At 65.7% G+C, this 6,026-nt stretch carries 6 protein-coding genes; all 6 read right to left on the bottom strand.

Annotated elements, in window-relative coordinates; translation table 11 throughout:
- Positions 1-367: 367 nt before the first annotated feature.
- Complete coding sequence (gene bioB, locus AX681_RS09235) at positions 368-1,363, bottom strand: biotin synthase BioB (protein WP_269450347.1); 996 nt, start codon at positions 1,361-1,363, stop codon at positions 368-370.
- Complete coding sequence (locus AX681_RS09230) at positions 1,360-1,713, bottom strand: hypothetical protein (protein ID WP_066660472.1); 354 nt, start codon at positions 1,711-1,713, stop codon at positions 1,360-1,362. Before AX681_RS09230 ends, bioB begins: the two co-directional genes overlap by 4 nt.
- Positions 1,710-3,848 (bottom strand): methylmalonyl-CoA mutase, encoded by a 2,139-nt coding sequence (gene scpA / locus AX681_RS09225; RefSeq protein ID WP_066660475.1) that lies wholly within the window; start codon positions 3,846-3,848, stop codon positions 1,710-1,712. The genes AX681_RS09230 and scpA overlap by 4 nt, the downstream gene beginning before the upstream one ends.
- Positions 3,849-4,628 (bottom strand): enoyl-CoA hydratase-related protein, encoded by a 780-nt coding sequence (locus AX681_RS09220; RefSeq protein WP_066660477.1) that lies wholly within the window; start codon positions 4,626-4,628, stop codon positions 3,849-3,851.
- 122 nt (positions 4,629-4,750) lie between these two features.
- Entirely contained in the window at positions 4,751-5,170 is a 420-nt protein-coding gene (mce, locus tag AX681_RS09215; RefSeq protein ID WP_066660479.1) for a methylmalonyl-CoA epimerase, read from the bottom strand.
- 16 nt (positions 5,171-5,186) lie between these two features.
- Positions 5,187-5,969: a hypothetical protein gene (locus AX681_RS09210; RefSeq protein ID WP_066660481.1), complete on the bottom strand. Its 783-nt coding sequence runs from the start codon at positions 5,967-5,969 to the stop codon at positions 5,187-5,189.
- Between the last annotated feature and the right edge of the window lie 57 nt (positions 5,970-6,026).

The raw sequence follows: 6,026 nt of genomic DNA, 5'->3' as shown, positions 1-6,026 counted from the left end.
CTTCTCCCCTCCGGCTTGCGGGAGGGGCCGGGGGAGGGCCTGTCCGCACGCGGTGCAATCTGTTGTGAGGGACAAGCCCTCCCCTAACCCCTCCCGCACGCGGGAGGGGGATTTCAGTCCAATTCTCGCCGGAACAGCCAACTTCTAGCCGTTTGATAGATCAGATGGATCGCGATCGGCACGCTCAGCCACCCTGCCAAGCTGAGATAGGCAGTCCAGATCTGCCAGATTTCTCCGTTGCCTTCGCACCATGGAAAGCCTTTGCAGTCCCCGTCGCTGCTGACGAGCAGTTCGATGCCGAAGGGCAGCCATCCAAAGATGAGGAGGAGGCCCGCAAGACACCCCACGACCCGGAGAGCGAGTAGACTCACTCCGCCGCCTCCAGCTCCGCCTTCACCTCAGCCTGCATCGCGCGCATCCCCAGCCGCGCGAACAGCGCCGCGTCCTTGTCATCCCCGGCATTGCCGGTGGTCAGCAGCTTGTCGCCGGTGAAGATCGAATTCGCCCCCGCCATGAAGCAGAGCGCCTGCGTCTCGTCGCTCATGCTCTCGCGCCCGGCGGACAGGCGCACCATCGACTCCGGCATCGTGATCCGCGCCACCGCGACCGTGCGCACGAACTCGATCTGGTCGATCTTCGCCAGCGGCGTGTCGTGGAGCATGTCGCCCAGCACCGTGCCCTTGACCGGCACCAGCGCGTTCACCGGCACGCTCTCGGGATGCTTGGGCAGCGTCGCCAGCGCGTGGATGAATCCGACGCGATCCGCCCGCGTCTCGCCCATCCCGACGATCCCGCCGCAGCACACGTTGATCCCCGCCTCGCGCACATGGTCCAGCGTTTCCAGCCGGTCCTCGAACGTCCGCGTCGTGATCACCTCGCCATAACGCTCGGGCGCGGTGTCGATATTGTGGTTGTAATAATCCAGCCCCGCCTCCGCGAGCTGCGCGGCCTGCCCCTCGGTCAGCATGCCCAGAGTCATGCAGGTTTCCATGCCCATCTGGCGCACGCCCTTCACCATCTCGACGATGGCCGGCATGTCGCGGTCCTTGGGGTTGCGCCACGCGGCCCCCATGCAGAAACGCGACGAGCCATTATCCTTCGCCTGCGCCGCCGCCTGCAGCACCGCGCGGACGTCCATGAGCTTGGTCGCCTTCAGGCCTGTCTCGGCATGGGTCGACTGGTTGCAATAGCCGCAATCCTCCGGGCACCCGCCGGTCTTGATGCTCAGCAGCGTCGACAGCTGCACCTCGTCGGCCGCGAAGTGCGCGCGGTGGACGGTCGCGGCCTGATAGACCAGCTCCATGAACGGCAGGTCGAACAGCGCGGCAATCTCGTCGCGGGTCCAGTCGGTACGGGTGGTCACATCAAAGCCCTGATCCAAGAGTAAAGAAAGCCGCCGACGCCGATGCCAAGGAACATCATCGCCCCCTGATTGGTCAGCCACGCGGAGCGCGGTACCGGAACATCACGCTGGCGCGAACGCAAAATCGACGCGGTACAGCTGAGCGCGCACAGCCCGGAAATCGCCAGGAACACCGTCAGCGACGCGATGACCAAGCCCGGAATTTTCTGCCCCTGCGGCGACTGCGCAATCGACAGAATGCCGCCAAGGCCCAGCAACGCCAGCGACAGCAGATGCTTTGAATAATCGTAGAGCAGCATCTCCTTGTCGAACCCGGGCTCCGGATCCGGCTTGACGGTCTCGTCGCTCACTCCGCAGCCTCCTCACGCGGCGGCATGTTGTGGCCGAGTAGGGTCAACACCTCCTCCGCCGCATTCACCAGATTGGTACCCGGCCCAAAGATCGCCTGTACCCCCGCGTCGCGCAGTATCTGATAATCCTGCGCCGGGATCACCCCGCCCGCGATCACCTTGATGTCGCTCCGCCCGGCGTCGCGCAGATGACCGATCAGCTGCGGGATCAGCGTCTTGTGCCCCGCCGCCAGGCTGGAAACACCGACCACATCGACATCCTCCGCCAGCGCCAGTTCGGCGGCCTCCTGCGGCGTCTGGAACAACGGGCCGGGCACGACCTTGAACCCCAGATCACCGAACGCAGACGACACCAGGTTCGCCCCGCGATCATGCCCGTCCTGCCCCATCTTCGCGACCAGCATCCGCGGCGCGCGGCCCAGCCGCCGCTCGGTCGCGGCAACGCCGTCCTTCAGCCGCTCCCAGCTCCGGTCCGCGTCATAGGCGCCGCCATAGACGCCCTTGACCGGCGTCGGCACCGTCCCGTGCCGCCCGAACACATCCTCCATCGCCAGGCTGATCTCGCCCAGCGTCGCGCGATGCCGCGCCGCCACGACCGCCAGCTCCAGCAAATTGCCGTCACCCCGCGCACCCTCACGCAGCGCATCCAGCGCCGCCCGGCACGCGGCATCATCGCGCGATGCCTTCACCCGCGCGATCCGCGCCACCTGCGCCTCGCGCACGGCGTGATTGTCGACGTCGAGGATGTCGATCGGGTCTTCCTCGGCCTTGCGGTATTTGTTGACCCCGACGATCACCTGCTCGCCCCGGTCGATCCGCGCGGCGGTGGCAGCGGCGGCTTCCTCGATCATCGCCTTGGGCCAGCCGGTGGCGACCGCCTTAGCCATCCCGCCCTCGGCCTCGACCCGCTCGATGATCGCCCACGCCTTGTCGACCAGCTCCTGGGTCAGCGCCTCGACATAGTAGCTGCCGCCCAGCGGATCGACGACATTGGTCATCCCCGTCTCTTCCTGGATCACCAGCTGCGTATTGCGGGCGATGCGCGCGGAGAAATCGGTCGGCAGCGCGATGGCTTCGTCGAGCGCATTGGTATGCAGGCTCTGCGTCCCGCCCAGCATCGCCGCCATCGCCTCGATCGTCGTGCGAATGACGTTGTTATACGGGTCCTGCTCGGTCAGCGACACGCCGCTCGTCTGGCAATGCGTCCGCAGCATCTTGCTGCGCTCATCTTTCGCGCCCAGCTGGGTCATCACGCGATGCCACAGCACCCGCGCCGCCCGCAATTTCGCGACTTCCATGAAGAAGTTCATACCGATTGCGAAGAAGAAGCTCAGCCGCCCGGCGAACTTGTCGATGTCGAGGCCGCTGGCCACGCCATATTTCACATATTCCATGCCATCGGCGATGGTGAAGGCCAGCTCCTGCACCTGCGTCGCCCCGGCCTCCTGCATATGATAGCCGGAGATCGAAATACTGTTGAATTTCGGCATGTTGGCCGACGTATATGCAAAGATATCTGAAATGATCCGCATCGACGGCTCGGGCGGATAGATATAGGTGTTGCGGACCATGAACTCCTTCAGAATGTCGTTCTGAATGGTCCCGTCGAGCAGGCTCTGGTCGACCCCCTGCTCCTCCCCCGCGACGATGAAGAAGGCGAGGATCGGGATCACCGCGCCATTCATCGTCATGCTGACCGACATCTGGTCGAGCGGAATCCCGTCGAACAGGATCTTCATATCCTCGACGCTGTCGATCGCCACGCCCGCCTTGCCGACATCGCCCGTCACGCGCGGATGATCGCTGTCGTATCCGCGATGCGTCGCCAGATCGAACGCGACCGACAGCCCCTTCTGCCCCGCCGCCAGGTTGCGGCGATAGAAGGCGTTGGATTCCTCGGCGGTCGAAAAGCCCGCATATTGCCGGATCGTCCAGGGCCGCCCGGCATACATCGACGCGCGCACCCCGCGCGTGAACGGCGCAAATCCGGGCAGCCCCGGATCGGCGGTCACGTCCTCGGCGGTATAGAGCGGCTTGACGTCAATCCCCTCCGGCGTGCGCCACGTCAGATCGCGGCCCTTCACTTCCTTGTCGGCGAGTGCCTTCCAGGCGGCGGGGGTGGGCTTCTCACGCATTCACTTACCCTTGAACTCCGGCGCGCGCTTGCCGAGAAACGCCATCACACCTTCGCGAAAATCCTCGGTCTTGCCCGCAATCCGCTGATGCGCCGCCTCGACGCTCAGCGTTTCCGACAGCGTGTTGTTGAGCGCCGCCTTGATCTGCGCACGGATCAGTCCCAGCGCGATGGTCGGCTTGGCCGCCAGCGTCGCGGCGAGCTTGCCCGCCTCCGCTATCAGCGCATCGTCCGCGACCACGCGCGCGACCAGCCCCGCATCCTTGGCGTCATCGGCAAACATCTTCTCGCCCAGCAGCGCCATCTCCAGCGCCTTGGCCCGCCCCGCCGACTTGGCGACCAGCCAGGTCGCGCCGCAATCGGGCACCAGCCCGATATTGCTGAACGCGAGCAGCAGATAGGCGCTCTTCGCCATCACCACGATATCGCCGCCCAGCGCGATCCCGACGCCCGCGCCCGCCGCCGGGCCATTGACCGCGGTGACGATCGGGATCGGCAGCTTCGACAGCGTCTCGGCCAGCGGGTTATAGTGGAACTCCAGGCTCTCGGCCGGATCGACCGGCCCGCGATCCATCCGCCCCGCCAGGTCCGCGCCCGAACAGAACGCCCGCCCCTCTCCGGTCAGCAGCACCGCGCGCGCCCCTTCATTCACCGCGCGTAGCAACGACGCGCGGATCAGGTCGAGCATCTCGAACGTCACCGCATTCAGCCGCTCCGGCCGGTTCAGCCGGATCGTCGCGACGCCTTCCGTCAGATCATACAGAACCGTGTCGTCAGACATCCCTCAACCCCTCATCGTCACCCCGGCCTTGTGCCGGGGTCCACTCATCCGCGAGCGCATCGCTCACCATCGACACCCACGCTTGCCGCCCGGTGGACCCCGGAACAAGTCCGGGGTGACGGTTAGTGGTTATCACGCGGGCTCTCCATGATTTCGGTCAGCACCCCGCCCATGTCGCGCGGGTGGACGAAGAAGATCAACGTCCCATGCGCGCCGATCCGCGGCTCGCCCAGCACCCGCGCGCCCTTCGCCTCGAACCACGCCTTGGCCGCATGGATGTCAGGCACTTCGTAACACAGATGATGCTGCCCGCCCGCCGGGTTCTTCGCCAGAAACCCGTGGATCGGCGACTCCGCGCCCAGCGGTTCGATCAGCTCGATCTGCGTGTTCGGCGTATCGACGAAGCACACCTTCACCCCCTGCGCCGGCAGGTCGAAGGGGTCGTGGATCGTCTCCGCCCCCATCACGTCGCGATAAAAGGCGATCGAGTCCGCGATCGACGGCGTCGCAACGCCGATATGGTTGAGCCGGCCGAGCTTCATGACGTCATTCCACGGTTCAACATGACAGCCGCGACTCCTTCTGCTGCGGCACGAACTTGCCATCGCGATAATCATAGCGCTCGACGAACTTCGCCGTCCCGCTCGCCTGCACCGCGAACGACTTGCCCTTCACGATGTCGACGATCTTCCCCTCAAGCCGGATCAGCGGCTCGCCGCCAAAGGTCTTGCCGGTCGTCTCATCGACCGCGCCCTCGTTCGACGCCGACAGCCATATCCGCTCAGACTGCACCGGCCCATCGGGCTTCAACTCGGTGATCGACGCGCCGCCGCATGAATAGCCCTGCGCCGCGTCGCCGCTTTCGACATAGACCGCCGGGTTCTCAGTAAAGGTATCGACCACCCGCCATTCGGGCACCGCACCCCAGCCAGAGCCGCGCACCAAGGTCGGCCATTTCCCGGTCACCGCAAACCCGTCGCCCTGCGGCTTCAGATAAGCGATCGCCAGCGCCCCCGAACAGGCATGACAGTCGGACTCGTTCGCCCCGGGGCTCAACAGCACCGCAACGTCGCCGATCCACAACAACCGACCCGGCTTCACATTGATGACCCCGGCATCGTCCTCCTGCACCTGTGCCGCACCGTCCTTTCCATAGGTCGTGCGGAAGGCGAGTTTGAGCTGCTCTGCCTCGGGCAAGGCGCGCACGCCGGTTGGCGTCGGGGTCGCTGACGGCGTCTGCGCGGTCGTGTTGCCGCTCTCGGGTGCCTGCTGACAGCCCGCCAACAGGGCCAGTGCGCCGACAAGCGTGATCCCGACATGATTGAAGCGGCGGAGTTTCACGTCTTCTCCCCTCCGGCTTGCGGGAGGGGCCGGGGGAGGGCCTGTCCGCACGCGGTG

The sequence above is a fragment of the Sphingomonas sp. CCH9-E2 genome (genome assembly GCF_001557215.1).
Lineage (GTDB): Bacteria > Pseudomonadota > Alphaproteobacteria > Sphingomonadales > Sphingomonadaceae > Sphingomonas.
This window is presented reverse-complemented; position numbering and strand designations above follow the sequence as displayed.